This window comes from Streptococcus halichoeri (assembly GCF_009870755.1).
Lineage (GTDB): Bacteria > Bacillota > Bacilli > Lactobacillales > Streptococcaceae > Streptococcus > Streptococcus halichoeri.
This window is the reverse complement of the sequence record NZ_WLZU01000034.1, coordinates 1-16,839: the sequence shown is the minus strand read 5'-3', so window position 1 is coordinate 16,839 and position 16,839 is coordinate 1. Positions and strand designations below refer to the sequence as shown.

Below are 16,839 nucleotides of genomic sequence, written 5' to 3'. Positions count from 1 at the left end.
AGCTTGAACTTTTTGGTTCCAGCTCTTTTATGACGTCTTGTCGAGGCTTTTTACTCAACCTCAACACGGTCAACACTTTTTTGTTTCTATTGATTTTGTTCACCTTGAAAATGTTTAGTGTTATAATAATTTTTGAAAGGTATTAAGACAATGACTGGATTAAAAAAGTTAAGGCAAGAAAAAAGCTAACTCAGCAAAAATTAGCAAATAAAATTGGCGTCATAAAGAGAACTTACATTTATTGGGAGAAAGGAGAGAGGCAAATCCAGCCCGATAAATCCCAAACGATCCTGACTTCTTTGGTGTGCTAGTCGGGTATCTGTTGGGGGATGAGGCTACCTGCAATCTGCTTGAATTTGTCGTGCAAGTTTTAGTCGGACAAATTGGTATAGATAATAGACAAGATGAAGAAACCAAAAAAAGCGGTTTTAAAACAGATAAAGCTCTATAAATCTCAATCTCTGAACATGCAACAAAACCTTCAAACTTTTTTACCATTGCTTACCCTACTTTAGTTGATTTAGACAACGCTATAGAGGCCAGAGTCAAATACATTAGGATCTTGACTCAAGAAATCAAGCTTTGCTATTAGTTAACTCTTTAAAGATGCTAAATGAAAAGCAAATTATTGAATTGACAAAGAAAACAGGTATGATAGAAGCTATTGATTACCAATATAGAACGCGTGATAAGGCGTCTCGAGAAGAAATGAAAAAAGAGAAACGAAATGGTTTTCCTCTGAAACGTCACACATCAAGGTACTTTCTGTTATTAGATCAGATAGAGCTTTCTAGTTAATTAAATAATTACGTTTTTATATTATCTTGATATGACTAAATTTACTGATTCAGACGATGAAGACTACCCACGCGCATACATCTAAAAACCTCAACAATTCTTAACTTTAATTAAAATTCGTCACAACACTATTAGAAAATGCCTCCTGTCAGATATGCTCATACTATACAAAAATTGTCTGACCATGATTTCAGAAAGGAATCACCATGAAAAAGAAAAATACTATCATTACAGCACTAATCATTCTGCTGGTTGTCGGCGGAGGATTGGGCTACTATTTGTTGAGTTATGTTCCTCACCGAAAAGCTGTCACAGACTTTAACAAGGCTGTTCAAATGGTTAGAACGAAAAATGATAGTTTAAAAAATGATATTGCCAAAGCTGAAAAGCTCATCAAAACTAACCAGAAACCGCTAGATGAAAAGACTTTAGATAATTTAAAAGTAGCAGTAGCAACTGCTAAAAGTGAGTTAAGGAAAATCCCAAAGGTAGCAGATAGAACCGAAGCTATCAATAAACAGACCAAAGCGCTGAAGCAACCTATAGACTACTCAAAGACTATTCAGTCTCTAACAGATAGTTCCATAGCTTATACAAATAGTGTTAAACAACTGACCCAAATCACTAACCCAAGTCAGGCATTTATTGAAGAGCGTGTGAAAGAGATTGATACAGTTACAGGTCTTCAATCAGTAACTGAAACAAACGATCCAAACGGTAATTTGAACAAACAAGGTGGTTATAAAGCCTCAATCTACTTTACTGATAATCAGGTAACTGAGACTGTGGATGGCGCTGATATTGTAGCTAAGGGGGCAGATGCGGGCGGAAACATTGAAGTATACAAAACCTCTGATGAGGCAAAAGTTCGTAACATCTACTTAAGTGCGTTTGACGGTCAAGGAATGTTAAATCCGGGTTCTCATTATGTTTATGGTACTTTAGTCATTAGGACTTCAAGATACCTCACGGCCAGTCAGCAAATATCCTTAACTGGGAAAATATATAACAAGTTGATTGAGATCAAAGAATAAGACAAGTTTACCTACTGTGTTTGGTATTGAAATGCCACCCTGCGTTTGATTAAATTTAGGGTTAAAAAATAAGGTTCTAGGATTATTGACAGATACAGCTGTTTGGGAAAAAGGAATTGAAATGATTGATATAACTATGCTAGCTATTGTGTCACTTATCTTTGTGGTTATTTTAGTTTGTTACTCACTATACTTTCTTATTCGGAAGTAACTTACATGAGAGTCTAGGGCAGGTTAGATAACCGACATCTACCGACACTTTAGCTTTTTTAAAACCTAAGTATTTTTAACAAAAAACCAATAGGAGAAAATCAATCCATGAGATTATGGCATGAAGAAATTATCAGTAAACTACCACGACAGCAATTATTAGGCCAGCATAGAGAATGCGCGGCACTAAGAGGTGGTGGCTGGGGGCGTCCTCATGCAACTGTTAACTATATCTTTAACTATTCACCATATAAGCTTTACCAATACCATTGCTTAATCATGGATGAAATGGAGGAAAGAGGATATAATCCTGATGCTAAATGGAAAGATCCTCTTTATCGTGGTTTGACTGAATCAGCGTATTCTGTATTACAAAATGAAGAACGCACGGTACCCATTTACCCAGAGCATACCCAAAAATATTTAAAAGAGTGTTTGGAAAACCTCAGAGCAAAGGGAATTGATATATAGCAGTATTTTGCGTGTGGTTACTAGCTTTGCTGCTGTCAACAAAATTAGCAACTTAATTTTGGAGCGCGTGAAATATCTTGAGACTATCTTGAGATTATCTTTTGAAAGGAATAATAAATATGGACATTAAGCTTCCTGAAGGGATTACTATTGAATATAAAGCTGCTGAAAAAGGATTGCCCAAATCATTCTGGGAAACCTATTCTGCTTTTGCAAATACTAACGGAGGAGTTGTAATCTTAGGTTATGATGAAAGAGATAAGACAAATCCTGTAAAAGGGATTGCTCCGCTAATAATATGACAATGAACAGATATAGTCACTTATCAAAGAACAAAAAAGCGATTTCATTTTATGAAAAACCAGGAATAACTTGTGGACCCACAAGAAAGTCCACACATGTGTGTTTCGGAACTAAAAGCCGTACAAATTTCAAAATTTATATTTCACGTGAGTCACAAAAGCTATTAAATCAACGATTACAGACACTAAAGGAGAAAACCATGACATTTGAAGAGATTTTACCAGGCTTAAAAGCAAAGAAAAAATACGTTCGGACAGGCTGGGGCGGCGCTGAAAACTATGTGCAGCTTTTTGATAGCATTGAGCAAAACGGCCAAGCTCTTGAGGTGACGCCCTACTTTTTGATTAATGTCTCTGGAGCTGGCGAAGGCTTTTCCATGTGGGCACCAACCCCATGTGATGTGCTAGCCACCGATTGGGTGGAAGTCCATGACTAAACGCGTCCTCATCACAGGGGTATCCTCAGGCATCGGCCTAGCTCAGGCCCGTCTTTTTTTGGAGAATGGCTACGCTGTCTATGGCGTTGACAAGTCAGGCAAGCCCGACTTGCCCGGTGACTTTCAGTTTTTGCAACTGGATATTAGCGGAGATTTAGCTACGCTTTACGACTTTGCACAGAATGTGGACATTTTGTGCAATACCGCTGGAATTCTTGACGACTACAAACCCTTGCTTGATATTAGTGATACTGACATTGACCAGATTTTTCAGGTCAATCTCTTTGCTACGATTCGTATCACTCGCCATTACTTAGCGCAAATGCTAGCTAACGGATCTGGTATTATCATTAACATGTGTTCTATCGCCAGTTTTCTAGCTGGCGGCGGCGGGGCGGCTTACACCACTAGCAAGCATGCCTTGGCAGGCTTTACCCGCCAACTTGCTCTGGATTATGCCAAATCAGGTGTTCAGGTTTTTGGCATCGCACCAGGCGCCGTTAAAACGGCCATGACCAAAGCCGACTTTGCACCGGGTGGCTTAGCCCAATGGGTCGCTGATGAAACCCCGATTGGGCGTTGGCTAGAGCCAGCAGAAATTGCTGAGCTTACCTTGTATTTGGCTTCAGGCAAAGCAGGCGCCATGCAAGGCGAAATCCTTAAAATGGATGGTGGTTGGAGTCTGAAATGACCAAGTATATTGAGAATGATTTGGGCATTGTATCAGTTCCCTCGTTTGATTTGAAAGGAAAAGAAATGACAGCAGAAGAATTATGGCAAGCCTATCAAAAGATTAATCCCAGTGTTGGAGATGAGATCGATGCCTGGGCCTTTGGCGTTCAACCAGATCTATTAGCTCAGCTCGTCTTAGAAGGCACTAAAACAGCAACGGCTTCTGCCTATGAATTATATGCAGTGGATCAAGAACCGCTGCCACAAGTCGGAACTTATGATGTTGTGCTAGATGGCAAAGGCCAAGCAGTCTGCATTATTCACATTACTAAGGTTGAGGTGCTTCCTTTTAATCAGGTGTCAGCAGAACATGCTTATAAGGAAGGAGAGGGAGATCGGAGTTTAGCTGGGTGGCGCCAGACCCATCTGGACTTCTTTCAACCTTATTTTGAAGAGGCAGGTCTTGTTTTTTCTGAACAGAGTCCTATTGTTTTAGAGGAATTTCAAGTGGTTTACCCACAGTTAGGAGAGTAAAATGAAATTAGCTGTATTAGGTACGGGAATGATTGTCCAAGAGGCTTTGCCAGTACTACAGGAAATGGCTGACGTATCATTGGAGGCTATCTTGTCAACACCGCGCAGCTTAGCTAAAGCAAATAAACTAGCCAAGCAATATGCGATAGCAAAAGCAACCAGTGACTATCATGACATTTTGACTGATTCGCAAGTCGATACTGTCTATATTGCCCTCCCTAATCATTTACATTTTGAGATGGCTAAAAAAGCCCTCTTAGCCCATAAACACGTCATTTGTGAAAAACCCTTTACCATGACCTTGGCTGAGCTAGAAGAATTAGCAGCCTTGGCCAAGCAAACATCTTGTATTTTGGTGGAGGCTATTACAAATCAACACTTAGCCAATTATCACTGGATAAAAGAACATCTGGCAGAAATTGGCACAGTAAAAATTGTTGAATGCAATTATTCCCAATATTCTTCTCGCTATGATGCCTTTAAAGCTGGTCAGATTGCCCCGGCTTTTGATGCCAGCAAGGGCGGCGGAGCCCTGCGTGATCTTAATAGTTATAATATTCATTTTGTAGTGGGGTTATTTGGCGCACCAACTACAGTTAGTTATCTGCCAAATATGGAAAAAGGAGTTGACACCTCGGGGATTTTGCTGCTGACGTATCCTGATTTTAAAGTTGTCTGCATCGCGGCTAAGGATTGCTCAGCTCCGATACGCTCTACTATTCAGGGGGATAAGGGGGTCATTGTGGTTGATGGTGCAACCAATACCCTGCCTGCTATTAATTTTTACCCTAATAAGCAAGCGCAGCAAACGATCAATCAGAACCCTGATGAGCACAGAATGGCTGCTGAATTTCGTTATTTTGCGCAGCTGATTGCTAAAAAAGATACAGCAGGAGCACAAGCCATATTAGAGCATAGTAAACAGGTAATGGCTGTTTTAGACGCTGCAAGTCAAGCGCTTTAAAAACGAAGAGAAGGTCTGCCGGCACCTTCTTTTTTCAGTGCTTGCGGTTAAATATGATATAATGAACATGATACTGATGAATAAAGGGAACATTTATGACAAATTATGCAATTATCTTAGCAGCGGGCAAAGGCACGCGCATGAAATCCAACCTTCCAAAAGTGCTACATCAGGTAGCAGGCTTAAGTATGCTTGAACATGTTTTTCATAGCGTAACCACTATTGAGCCAGCTAAGACCGTTACAGTTATTGGGCATCAAGCTGATCTGGTGCGTGAGGTCCTCAAAGAAGGATCAGCTTTTGCCTTGCAAGCGGAGCAATTAGGTACTGGGCATGCGGTTATGATGGCCAAAGAAGAGCTCGCTAATCTTGAAGGCCACACCTTGGTTATTGCTGGTGATACCCCTTTAATCACAGGAGAGAGCCTAAAAGCATTGATGGATTGCCATCTTGAGCAGCAAAATGTGGCAACGATTTTAACAGCTCGCGCCAAAGACCCATTTGGCTATGGACGCATCATCCGAAATCCGGCTGGAGAAGTCGTGAAGATTGTTGAGCAAAAAGATGCAACAACTCTAGAACAAGCTGTCAACGAAATCAATACAGGCACTTATGTCTTTGATAATCGTCGCTTATTTGAGGCTTTAAAGAGCATTACAACAAATAATGCTCAAGGTGAATACTATCTCACGGATCTCATTAGCATTTTTCGAGAGAACCATGAAAAAGTGGGGGCTTATGCTCTACATGATTTTGAAGAAAGCCTGGGCGTGAATGACCGCTTAGCTTTGGCCAAGGCTGAACAAGTTATGCGCCACAGGATCAATCAAAAACACATGCTAAATGGCGTCACCTTCCAAAATCCTGACACTACCTATATTGATAGCCAGGTAGTCATTGCAGCTAATGTCACTCTTGAAGCCAATGTTACTTTAAAAGGTGAAACAGCTATTGGTTATGGTTGTGTCCTTACTAATGGCACCTACGTGGTTGACAGTCAGATTGGTCCATGGTCTGTGATTACAAATTCTACCATCGAAGCTTCAAGCCTTGCCTCGGGTGTCACTGTAGGACCTTACGCCCACATTCGACCGGGCTCGCAGTTGGCAGATGAGGTGCACATTGGTAATTTTGTTGAAGTAAAAGGTTCTGCTATTGGGGCTAAGTCCAAGGCTGGGCATTTGACCTATATTGGTAATGCTGAGATTGGTTCAGAAGTAAATATTGGTGCGGGTACCATTACAGTTAACTATGATGGTAAAAACAAATTTAAAACACAAATTGGCAATAATGTCTTTATTGGTAGTAATTCGACTTTGATTGCGCCACTGAGCATTGGCGATAATGCCTTAACAGCAGCTGGTTCTACCATTTCAAAGAATGTTGCAGCTGATGGCTTAGCTATTGGCCGCAGCCGCCAAGTAGTCAAAGAAGGCTATGCCAAACGCCTGCCTCACCATCCTAATCAGCAGGCTTAGAGCAAATGAATCAGAGTCATAAGGAGAAGGCAAGATGGACTTTATCGAAAAGACATTACATCGCAAGGAGATCTACAAGGGGAAAATAGTCACGGTTGCGCGTGATGAGGTGCAATTGCCTAACGGTCTTGGTACAGCAGAACGTGAACTTGTATTTCATGCTGGAGCTGTCGCTGTTTTAGCCATTACTAATCATTCTAAAATTCTCCTTGTCAAACAATACCGCAAAGCTATTGAAGCTGTTTCTTATGAAATTCCGGCAGGAAAATTAGAAGCTGGCGAACAAGGACAGGAGCAAGAAGCAGCTGCGCGTGAATTGGAAGAAGAGACCGGCTATCAAGGTTCATTAGAATTTCTGTATCAATTTTATACAGCCATTGGCTTTTGCAATGAAAAAATCACACTTTTTTTAGCAAAAGACCTGCAAAAAGTGCCTAATCCCCGCCCCCAAGATGAGGATGAAGTGCTTGAACTAATGGAATTGAGCTATCAGGAATGTATGGACCTAGTGGCAAAGGGTGTGATTGTTGATGCAAAGACACTGATTGCCTTGCAGTATTATGGTCTGCATCAAGGAGGTGATTGCTAATGGGCAAACCGTTATTGTCAGATGATGTCATTGAACGGGCAAACCGCGGGGAACACTTCTCAAGTGAGTATGATGTTGATGATTTTGATACTAAAGTAGTTGTCACTGGTGATGTTTATAGTTACGACTATGAGCCCTATGAGGATGATAGCGAGCGTATCTATAAAAGTCGGCGGATTGAAAATGAAAAACGTCATCAATTTCAATCAAAATTAAATCTGTTATTGATTGCGTTAGTCATTCTCATCGCTATTTTAGTCTATGCCATCTTTAATTTATAAGCGCCAGACCAGAAAGGAAACCATCATCCGATGAAATTAGGGATTATTGCTGCTATGGAGCAAGAACTTAGCCTGCTTGTGGAAAAACTAGCAGATAAAAAAGAAACCACAATGCTTAATCATACTTATTATGAAGGCCGCTTGGCGCAGCGCGAGGTTGTCTTAGTCATGTCTGGTGTTGGCAAGGTAATGTCAGCAATGACCGTTGCTATTCTTGTTGAGCATTTTCATGTTGATGCGGTGCTCAATACCGGATCTGCCGGAGCAGTTGCCTCAGGTTTAGCTGTTGGCGATGTTGTTGTAGCTGACCGCCTGGTCTATCATGATGTGGATTTGACTGCCTTTGGCTATGATTATGGGCAAATGTCCATGCAGCCTCTCTATTTTGAATGTGACCAGCAGCTGGTTGCTGCTTTTGTGCGAGCACTTGCAAGGACTAAACAACATAGTCAGGTCGGTTTGATTGCAACTGGGGATAGTTTCATCGCTGGGCAAGAAAAAATCGCTGCCATCAAGGCACACTTTCCCCAAGTATTGGCCGTTGAGATGGAAGGCGCAGCGATTGCACAAGCCGCGCAGGCTTGTGGTAAACCTTTTATCGTTGTTCGAGCAATGAGTGATACGGCTGCCCATGATGCCAATCTTACTTTTGATCAATTTATAGCGCAAGCAGGTCAGCAATCCGCCCAGACTGTTTTGGCGTTTTTAAAAGCTTTATAAAAAGAGTGGACGGTTAGCCATTGTCTTTGGGCTTATTGTCCACTCTTTTTTAAGGTTATCTGCTAAAGTTACAGTGTTTGCTTCTTATCTTAGTTGGTATTTTTGCTCTTGCTGACCGCTTTTAGGGTCAAAAGCAGTTGGTTTTAGGGAGATATACCTCTAAACCAGCCATTTTTTACAGGCTGGCCACCTGTGACCGTGACTCTTTGTTTTGATAGCTAACATAGAGTTGATTAGCAATATTTTCAGGCAAAACCAGTTCATGATTGGCGTAAGTAATGGTATATGTTTTGGCAAAATGATCAATCTGTTTCAGTGTAAAGTGGGTGTTTAAGGTTAAATGGTGACTTTGCAGGTATTTAATGAGATCATATTGATCATGAACACGGCTTAATACAAACTCACCCGGTTCAGAAATTTGTGATAACATCAGCTTGTTTTCTTCAACTAAGGTTTGTCCATTTCTTGGGATAGTACCTCCATGGGGACAAAATTTGGGAAAGCCCAAAAGCTTATCTAAGCGGTTAATAAAGGTTTCAGAAACAGTGTGTTCTAAAACTTCGGCTTCGTCATGAACCTCTTCAGCAGTATAACCAAGTTGATTGATTAAAAAAACCTCAATCAGGCGATGCTTACGGTAAAGATCAGAAACGACCTGCAGGCCATTTTCTCGCAATTTATAGCCATAGCTCTTATCTTTAGTAATCCATTCTTGGGCAATCATTTTTTTAATCATTTCTGAAACTGCCGGAGCAGAGACATGCATGTGCCCTGCAATCATTTTATTAGAAATTTTGGGGTGCTGCTCCCCAAGCTCATAAATGCATTTTAAATAGTCTTCTTTATTAGGCGTCATGGGTCATGCCTTTCTCTTATTTATAATGATTATTATATCAAAAAATTCTAAAAAAATCTTGACAAAGAGCTTATGGTTAGTTATCCTAATATTATAATTAACTATACTTAATTAAATAAATAAATAATATTAAGGAGAAAAGTAGTGAAGAAAGTAGCCTCCCTTGTACTCGCTATTTTGTCAGTCACCCTATTAACGGCTTGTTCAGGTCAAAAAAAAGCTGCGCAAAATGACAAATTAAACGTGGTCGTCACAAATTCTATTATTGCTGATATGACCAAGCAAATTGCGGGTGATAAAATTAACTTACACAGTATCGTCCCTGTGGGACAAGATCCACATGAGTATGAACCTCTTCCAGAAGATGTTGAAAAAACCAGCTCTGCTGATTTGATTTTCTACAATGGGATTAATTTAGAAGATGGTGGCCAAGCCTGGTTTACCAAGTTAGTAAAAAATGCTAAGAAAACCAAAAATAAAGACTACTTCCCTGTTAGCAAAGGCATTGAAGTGATCTACCTTGAAGGCCAAAGCGAAAAAGGCAAAGAAGACCCTCATGCTTGGTTAAATCTTGAAAACGGAATAATCTATTCTAAAAATATTGCCAAACAGTTAATTGCTAAAGATCCCAAAAATAAAGCAACCTACGAAAAAAATCGTGATGCTTATGTAGCCAAACTTGAAACACTAGATAAGGAAGCCAAAACTAAATTTAAGGCTATTCCAGATAACAAAAAACTCATTGTTACAAGTGAAGGATGCTTCAAGTATTTCTCAAAAGCTTACGGTGTGCCGTCAGCATATATCTGGGAAATTAACACAGAAGAAGAAGGAACTCCTGATCAAATTTCTAGCCTTGTGACCAAGCTAAAAAATCGTAAACCATCAGCCTTGTTTGTAGAATCAAGTGTTGACAAGCGACCAATGAAAACTGTCTCAAAAGATAGCGGTATTCCAATATATGCGGAAATTTTCACAGATTCTATCGCTAAAAAAGGTGAAAAAGGTGATAGTTACTATGCTATGATGAAATGGAACCTTGATAAAATTTCTGAAGGACTTGCAAAATAAATAATGGAAGCACAATAACTCAATTGAGGGCTTGTGCTTTGTTTTTTAGGAGGGAAAATGCTAGAAAGTATTAACTTGACCGTTTCGTATGATGGGAGAGAAGCAGCCTTAAATGATGTTTCTTTCACCATTGACCAACCAGGCATTATTGGAATTATTGGTCCAAATGGCGCTGGGAAATCAACCTTAATGAAAGCTTTGCTAAATCTACTGGCTTACACTGGCGAAGTGAAGATAGATGGCGAATTGCGCACTAAACCCCAATCTGACTTGGCTTATGTGGAGCAACGTAGTCAGATTGATTTAAATTTTCCAATTACCGTAAAAGAATGTGTAGCCTTAGGAACCTTTGCCCGGTTGGGCTTAATGCGTCCCTTAGGGCATAAGATGGATAAAGAAGTTGCCTATTATTTGAAACAAGTCGGTCTTGAAAACTATGCCGAACGCCCCATCAAATCCTTGTCTGGCGGCCAATTTCAAAGAATGCTTCTTGCGCGTTGTTTGATTCAACAGACAAACTATCTGTTCTTAGATGAACCTTTTGTGGGGATTGATTCCTTAAGTGAGACGATTATAATGGATTGCTTGCGGCAATTAAAGAGTGAAGGTAGAACGATTGTAATCGTTCATCACGATCTTAGCAAAGTCGAGGCCTATTTTGATCAATTAATTGTCTTAAATAAACGTTTAATAGCCCAAGGAACAGTTGCAGATGTTTTCACACGTGATGTCTTAAATAAAGCCTATGGTAATGACCTGATTGTTCAGAAAAGGGGAAGATAAATGATATTTGGAAAGTTTTTTGAAGGACTGATGACCTATCATTTTTTACAGAATGCCTTAGTGACAGCTATTGTCATCGGTATTGTCTCTGGTGTTGTCGGTTGTTTTATTATCCTGCGTTCGATGTCTTTAATGGGGGATGCTATCTCACACGCGGTTCTACCTGGTGTCGCTGTTTCTTTTATCTTGGGGATAAACTTTTTTATCGGTGCCATTATCTTTGGGATTTTAGCTTCGGTGATGATTACCTATATTCGAGAAAATAGTGTCATCAAAGGAGATACCGCTATTGGTATCACCTTTAGCTCCTTTTTAGCCTTAGGGGTCATATTGATTGGTGTGGCCAATAGTTCGACAGACCTCTTTCATATCCTCTTTGGGAATATTTTAGCTGTTCAAGATAGTGATAAGTGGATTACCATCATTGTTTCCATTATTGTCATTGCTTTGGTGGTTCTCTTTTTCAAGGAACTGTTGTTGACCTCTTTTGATCCGATTTTGGCGACTTCAATGGGTATCAATGTTCGCTTTTTCCACTATCTCTTGATGATTTTGCTGACTTTGGTAGCAGTTACTGCGATGCAAAGTGTTGGAACGATTCTGATTGTTGCCATGTTAATTACGCCAGCTGCGACCGCTTATTTATTTGTCAATAGCTTAAAAACCATGGTGTTGCTTTCTGCATGTCTAGGTGCTCTGACTTCAGTGCTGGGACTCTATATTGGCTATACCTTTAATATTGCTGCCGGCTCAAGCATTGTCTTGACAGCTGCTTTGATCTTTTTAATTTGCTTCTTCATATCACCTAAAAAGACCAAGCGTGTGTGACAATAAGGCTTGCATTTGGCACTGTTTCTAGCCTGCTTACTGTGAATAGGAATGAAAAGAAAGTCTGCTGGAGCTATAGAAGTTTAGCACAGCTCTAAAAAGCAGTCAACTAGACTTATTTTGCTTTTGCGGACTTAAAACCTGCTTAGAGTTGTTGGGTCTTAGCTTAGTTTGAGTACTTTGCCATTAAAGCAGGAGCCAACAAGAATAACAGTTGCTACCAAAAGTAACAATGCCTGCGGTAGTTAAACAACTCTTTGCTTTAAAAAGTCGTTAAAGTAGAAAAAAATCAAGGCCTGATGGGAAAAGCTTCTCTCATCAGGCCTTGATGGTTTGGCGAGTGGTTATTTCTACATGTCGCTTTTTAACTGGTCGACAGCCAAATACTTGCTATCTTGATTAGGTTTTCGCCATATCCGAAACGAGCACAAGTTAAGGCTTTGTTGAGCCTCCCCTAGCTAGTGCCTTTCTGCCGACTTAATGCTGTATGAGGTGGCGGCGAGCGAGAGGGCAAAGTTAGGCTGTGCAAGATAGGGGATGTCAGTTCATCTTCAGCTCAGTGGTACTAGTTTTTAAATTGGTAATCTTTGATAATATCAATGCTTGTAATGGTAATCTTATTTTTGGGTTTATCATTTTTATCAACGGGGCTAGTGGCGATTTTGTCGACCACATCCATACCCTCAATGACTTGACCAAAAACGGTATAGCCACCATCAAGGCTAGGATTTCCGCCACTTTGATAAGCTTTAATAATGGGTTTAGGGTAGTTCTTAGCGGCTAATTCCTTACTTTGGTCCTTTTTATTTTGATTGATATAGAATTGGCTACCATTGGTATCTGCCCCAGCATTGGCCATGGCTAGTGCGCCACGGAGATTATACAAGAATGGGGAGATTTCATTGGCAAAGCCGCGCCCAGAATCAATTGCTTCTTTCTTATCTTTCCAGATGGATTCACCACCTGTCCCATCTCCATTTGGGTCACCTGATTGAATCATGAAATCAGCAATCACACGATGAAAAGTCAGTCCATTGTAATAGCCCTCTTTGGCATGGGTTAAAAAGTTTTCCACTGCAAGTGGTGCTTGTTTAGGAAAAAGCTTGAGTGTCATATCACCTTGGCTAGTTTTCAATATAACTTTTGCTTCATCTTTACCAACAGTTGTATTGAGCTGTGGGAAAGCACTTTGGTCTGCTTTTAATGCCTTTTTAATTTCTTTTTCGTATTGGCTGCTCGCCTTATCGCTTGATGCTTTCGTGATTTTATCATCAACATATTTATCACCTTTAATGGCACGATTAAGTGACTCACAACCAAATAAGCCCGTTAAACTAACTAAAACAAGAGTAAGGGAAATAATTTTTTTCATGTCTGCTCCTAATCATAATAGATGGTCTAATCAAGTCAGTTTAATAATAATCTAAAGTTCGCAAAATGGCAAGAATTAACTAATCAGCCCCAATGCCATTTCTTAAAAAGCTTGAACTTAAGAGCAGTTCACCTGTCATTCTTTCTAGGACAGAGGTCTTCATCTGACCTGGTTCAGGCTTAGATAATTTGCACTTGCCAATAAGCTGGCGCTAGGACACTGAATGCTTAAGCTGTTGTTCTTAGTGTGATGCCCACAATCAAAGAAATGTCGGCCTTTCTCAGAATAGCTCTCTGCGCAGCGATTTTCCTTGTGCTAACGAAGGTCGCCTATAGTCAGATGGCTGAAAAAAAGGTATAATAAGCTTATGGCAAAACGAAATCAACGACAAAAAGGTGCGCGGAAAAAGCGCCTAACAAAAGCAGAAATAGACAAGCAAAAAGCGATCCGCCGAATGATTAGTTCGCTCTTTTTGGCTCTTCTCTTGGTGATTGGGGCGGTGCGATTGGGCGTTTTTGGGATTACCACCTATAATATCATTCGCTTTGTGGTAGGTAGCTTGGCCTACCTCTTTATTATTGCGGTCTTGATTTATCTCTTTTTCTTTAAATCGCTGCGCAAAAAAGAAGGCTTGATTGCTGGCTTTATCACACTTTTTATTGGGCTGTTGATTGAATACCACGCTTATTTATTTGCTAAGCCTCTAAACCACGATCAAGAGGTTCTTAGCCGGACAATCCAATTATTGACTAGAGATTTGTTCCATGTCAAGGTTCAGTCTTTTGTTGGTGGTGGGATGCTGGGTGCTGTGCTCTATAAGCCCATTGCCTTTCTCTTTTCCAATATTGGTTCCTTTTTCATTGGTGGTTTACTGATTCTACTCGGTATTTTTTTAATCAGCTCTTGGGATGTTTATGATGTCTTTGACATGTTTAGACGACTCTATTATGGCTTACAGACTGCCTATCAGCAATTGCTTGCGCGGCGTAAGCTCCGTCAGCAAGCAAAAAAAGAGCTGGCGCAGACGAAAAAGCAAAAGCAAGCAGCACTAGCTAAGGAACAAGCTCTGACCCAGGAAACTTGGGACGGCAGAGTAAATCCGGAAACAGGCGAGATTTTAGACGGAGCTTTGGAGCAAGAAGAGCTACATCTACCACTTGATGAGCCAGAGATAATCGGCTATGACCCTGTGGCATTTCCAAAAGACCAAGCCGTAGATATAGAAGAACTCGAAGTACCGGCAGATTCTGTACCAGCGCCAAGTTCAGAATTAAAAGCTGTGGATGATAATGAACCAGTCGAGGTTGACTTTACACCCAAAACCAATCTTTTATACCATTTGCCAACCATTGATTTGTTTGCTCCAGATAAGCCGAAAAATCAATCCAAGGAAAAACATTTGGTTCGAAAAAATATCCAGATCTTAGAAGATACCTTTCACAGTTTTGGCATTGATGTCAAGGTCGAACGCGCGGAGATTGGCCCTTCTGTCACTAAATATGAAATCAAACCAGCAGTTGGTGTCCGTGTTAATCGTATATCAAATCTGGCTGATGATTTGGCTTTAGCCCTTGCTGCTAAGGATGTCCGGATTGAAGCTCCCATACCTGGCAAATCTTTGGTGGGCATTGAGGTGCCAAATTCAGAAATAGCAACAGTGTCTTTCCGTGAGCTTTGGGAACAATCAGCTGCTGATCCCAATAATTTACTCGAAGTGCCTTTAGGAAAGGCAGTCAATGGCAGCGCTAGAAGCTTTAATTTGGCGAGAATGCCACATTTACTGGTAGCTGGCTCTACTGGTTCTGGAAAATCCGTGGCAGTTAATGGGATTATCTCGAGTATTTTAATGAAAGCGCGTCCTGATCAGGTTAAATTTATGATGATTGATCCTAAGATGGTTGAGCTAACTGTCTACAATGATATTCCCCATCTGCTGATTCCCGTTGTTACCAATCCGCGTAAGGCAGCCAAAGCTTTGCAAAAGGTAGTAGATGAAATGGAGAATCGCTATGAGCGCTTTAGCAAGATTGGCGTGCGTAACATAGCTGGTTACAATGCCAAAGTTGAAGAGTTCAATAAACAAAGTGAGGAAAAAGAAATTCCACTTCCTCTAATAGTCGTGATTGTTGATGAATTAGCAGATCTGATGATGGTTGCCAGCAAAGAAGTAGAAGATGCGATTATTCGTCTTGGACAAAAAGCTCGCGCAGCTGGCATTCATATGATTTTGGCTACTCAACGTCCTTCTGTGGATGTCATCAGCGGTTTAATCAAGGCAAATGTGCCTTCACGCATTGCATTTGCAGTCTCATCGGGTACTGATAGTCGAACCATTCTGGATGAAAACGGGGCTGAGAAACTGTTAGGACGTGGTGATATGTTATTTAAACCAATTGATGAAAATCACCCCGTGCGCTTACAAGGTTCTTATATCTCTGATGATGATGTTGAAGGCATTGTGCAGTTCATTAAAAACCAGTCCGAGGCTGATTATGATACGAGTTTTGATCCAGGTGAGATTTCAGAAACAGATAGCCCAGGAGAAAGTGCCGGGCAAAGCGAGGGGGACCCGCTTTTTGCAGAAGCGAAGTCCTTGGTCCTAGAAACACAAAAAGCATCAGCGTCCATGTTGCAACGTCGTTTGTCTGTTGGTTTTAATCGGGCCACTCGTTTGATGGAAGAATTAGAAGAAGCGGGTGTCATCGGCCCTGCCGAAGGGACCAAACCCCGTAAAGTCTTACAGACACAGGACATGTCTAACTAAACTTGTTTTAGGCAGCAGTGAGGCTTTTGAAAAAAGCAAAGCAGTCAGCTGAGCTAAAACGAGCTTTCGCCAAAGTGATGGCAAATAAAAAATAGGAGTTTGTTTAGACCTTTTCGCCTAAACAAACTCCTATTATTTTTAAGAGTTCTTTATATCGTGAAAATAAATACCACTAATACAACATAAAATAAAAAAGTGATAAAAAAACCAAGTCGCCAAAATAACTTAAAAAAGCGGGCATAGGTAAAGGACTCGCTGCGCACAATTAGCAACAGGGCAATGACTAATGCTAACAAGGACATGATAATCGTATAGTAAGGCAGCAAAGGGTGAATAGAGAATTTTTCGGCTATAAGGAGCATTTCCACCACAAAAAGGGGAAGTGCTAAATCAGGAAATTTCAGTCCTTTTTTGTTCAATCTAAAAAAGGACACGATGACAGCGGCAAAGATGGGTGTTAAAAAGATAAAAGCAGCAGCAATTAATTTGTATATTGTCATAAGACTATTTTATACTCAAATAGCCAACTTGTAAACTATGACTAATGCTGAATCATTCCCGTAGTTAATATTGTTGTCCAATTTGTTATAGTCCAAAGGGAGATAATAATGACTTTCCTTGTCTTAACAATTGGTCAACAATATTCACTGATGCCCTTTCTTCCAATTAAATGCA

Annotated in this window: 18 protein-coding genes and 2 pseudogenes; 17 read left to right on the top strand and 3 right to left on the bottom strand. The window is 40.4% G+C overall.

The window, feature by feature from the left end; all coding sequences use genetic code 11:
* Nucleotides 1-158 precede the first annotated feature (158 nt).
* The 12 genes from GWD08_RS08935 to GWD08_RS07825 all read left to right on the top strand — a co-directional run bounded on the left by GWD08_RS08935 (nucleotide 159) and on the right by GWD08_RS07825 (nucleotide 8,490).
* Entirely contained in the window at nucleotides 159-311 is a 153-nt protein-coding gene (locus tag GWD08_RS08935) for a helix-turn-helix domain-containing protein (protein ID WP_425280443.1), read from the top strand.
* 693 nt (nucleotides 312-1,004) lie between these two features.
* Entirely contained in the window at nucleotides 1,005-1,832 is an 828-nt protein-coding gene (locus tag GWD08_RS07875; RefSeq protein WP_159565113.1) for an EbhA, read from the top strand.
* A gap of 318 nt (nucleotides 1,833-2,150) precedes the next feature.
* The gene (locus tag GWD08_RS07870; protein WP_159565111.1) at nucleotides 2,151-2,513 is read left to right on the top strand and encodes a TIGR02328 family protein; all 363 of its coding nucleotides are present in this window, start codon (nucleotides 2,151-2,153) and stop codon (nucleotides 2,511-2,513) included.
* Nucleotides 2,514-2,632: 119 nt separating this feature from the next.
* A complete protein-coding gene (locus tag GWD08_RS07865; RefSeq protein WP_159565109.1) occupies nucleotides 2,633-2,815 on the top strand; it encodes an AlbA family DNA-binding domain-containing protein in 183 nt (60 codons plus the stop codon).
* Between the two features lie 200 nt (nucleotides 2,816-3,015).
* Entirely contained in the window at nucleotides 3,016-3,252 is a 237-nt protein-coding gene (locus GWD08_RS07860) for a DUF2829 domain-containing protein (protein ID WP_159550488.1), read from the top strand.
* Nucleotides 3,245-3,943, top strand: coding sequence for a 3-oxoacyl-ACP reductase (locus GWD08_RS07855; protein ID WP_159565107.1), 699 nt, complete (start codon nucleotides 3,245-3,247; stop codon nucleotides 3,941-3,943). Before GWD08_RS07860 ends, GWD08_RS07855 begins: the two co-directional genes overlap by 8 nt.
* 65 nt (nucleotides 3,944-4,008) lie before the next feature.
* Complete coding sequence (locus GWD08_RS07850) at nucleotides 4,009-4,458, top strand: ASCH domain-containing protein (RefSeq protein ID WP_159565115.1); 450 nt, start codon at nucleotides 4,009-4,011, stop codon at nucleotides 4,456-4,458.
* A gap of 1 nt (nucleotide 4,459) precedes the next feature.
* Nucleotides 4,460-5,422 (top strand): Gfo/Idh/MocA family protein, encoded by a 963-nt coding sequence (locus GWD08_RS07845; RefSeq protein WP_159565105.1) that lies wholly within the window; start codon nucleotides 4,460-4,462, stop codon nucleotides 5,420-5,422.
* A gap of 95 nt (nucleotides 5,423-5,517) precedes the next feature.
* Nucleotides 5,518-6,900 carry a bifunctional UDP-N-acetylglucosamine diphosphorylase/glucosamine-1-phosphate N-acetyltransferase GlmU gene (glmU, locus tag GWD08_RS07840; RefSeq protein WP_159565103.1) on the top strand — a complete coding sequence of 461 codons (1,383 nt, stop codon included), beginning with the start codon at nucleotides 5,518-5,520 and terminating at the stop codon, nucleotides 6,898-6,900.
* A 34-nt stretch (nucleotides 6,901-6,934) separates the two neighbouring features.
* The gene (locus tag GWD08_RS07835; RefSeq protein WP_159545031.1) at nucleotides 6,935-7,489 is read left to right on the top strand and encodes an NUDIX domain-containing protein; all 555 of its coding nucleotides are present in this window, start codon (nucleotides 6,935-6,937) and stop codon (nucleotides 7,487-7,489) included.
* The gene (gene macP, locus GWD08_RS07830) at nucleotides 7,489-7,770 is read left to right on the top strand and encodes a cell wall synthase accessory phosphoprotein MacP (RefSeq protein ID WP_159565101.1); all 282 of its coding nucleotides are present in this window, start codon (nucleotides 7,489-7,491) and stop codon (nucleotides 7,768-7,770) included. The genes GWD08_RS07835 and macP overlap by 1 nt, the downstream gene beginning before the upstream one ends.
* Before the next feature lie 30 nt (nucleotides 7,771-7,800).
* Nucleotides 7,801-8,490, top strand: a complete 690-nt coding sequence (locus GWD08_RS07825; RefSeq protein ID WP_159565099.1) for a 5'-methylthioadenosine/adenosylhomocysteine nucleosidase — start codon at nucleotides 7,801-7,803, stop codon at nucleotides 8,488-8,490.
* Nucleotides 8,491-8,665: 175 nt separating this feature from the next.
* Here GWD08_RS07825 and GWD08_RS07820 read toward each other — a convergent pair whose 3' ends face one another.
* On the bottom strand, nucleotides 8,666-9,346 hold the full coding sequence (locus tag GWD08_RS07820) for a metal-dependent transcriptional regulator (protein ID WP_159565097.1): 681 nt from the start codon (nucleotides 9,344-9,346) through the stop codon (nucleotides 8,666-8,668).
* Between the two features lie 174 nt (nucleotides 9,347-9,520).
* Here GWD08_RS07820 and GWD08_RS07815 point away from each other — a divergent pair, with 174 nt between their 5' ends.
* The 3 genes from GWD08_RS07815 to GWD08_RS07805 are packed head-to-tail and all read left to right on the top strand — an operon-like array spanning nucleotide 9,521 to nucleotide 12,028.
* Nucleotides 9,521-10,417 carry a metal ABC transporter substrate-binding lipoprotein gene (locus tag GWD08_RS07815; RefSeq protein ID WP_408022842.1) on the top strand — a complete coding sequence of 299 codons (897 nt, stop codon included), beginning with the start codon at nucleotides 9,521-9,523 and terminating at the stop codon, nucleotides 10,415-10,417.
* A gap of 57 nt (nucleotides 10,418-10,474) precedes the next feature.
* The gene (locus GWD08_RS07810) at nucleotides 10,475-11,200 is read left to right on the top strand and encodes a metal ABC transporter ATP-binding protein (protein ID WP_159565094.1); all 726 of its coding nucleotides are present in this window, start codon (nucleotides 10,475-10,477) and stop codon (nucleotides 11,198-11,200) included.
* Complete coding sequence (locus GWD08_RS07805; RefSeq protein WP_408022835.1) at nucleotides 11,201-12,028, top strand: metal ABC transporter permease subunit; 828 nt, start codon at nucleotides 11,201-11,203, stop codon at nucleotides 12,026-12,028.
* 565 nt (nucleotides 12,029-12,593) lie between these two features.
* Here the strand turns inward: GWD08_RS07805 and GWD08_RS07800 are convergent.
* Nucleotides 12,594-13,400 (bottom strand): peptidylprolyl isomerase, encoded by an 807-nt coding sequence (locus GWD08_RS07800; protein ID WP_159550330.1) that lies wholly within the window; start codon nucleotides 13,398-13,400, stop codon nucleotides 12,594-12,596.
* Nucleotides 13,401-13,767: 367 nt separating this feature from the next.
* Here GWD08_RS07800 and GWD08_RS08930 point away from each other — a divergent pair.
* Together GWD08_RS08930 and GWD08_RS08925 are read left to right on the top strand one after the other, a co-directional pair.
* Nucleotides 13,768-14,326, top strand: a pseudogene (locus GWD08_RS08930) (cell division protein FtsK); the annotation flags it as partial.
* Between the two features lie 356 nt (nucleotides 14,327-14,682).
* Nucleotides 14,683-16,164, top strand: a pseudogene (locus tag GWD08_RS08925) (DNA translocase FtsK); the annotation flags it as partial.
* Nucleotides 16,165-16,313: 149 nt separating this feature from the next.
* Here the strand turns inward: GWD08_RS08925 and GWD08_RS07790 are convergent.
* Nucleotides 16,314-16,664, bottom strand: a complete 351-nt coding sequence (locus GWD08_RS07790) for a DUF3397 domain-containing protein (RefSeq protein WP_159565090.1) — start codon at nucleotides 16,662-16,664, stop codon at nucleotides 16,314-16,316.
* Between the last annotated feature and the right edge of the window lie 175 nt (nucleotides 16,665-16,839).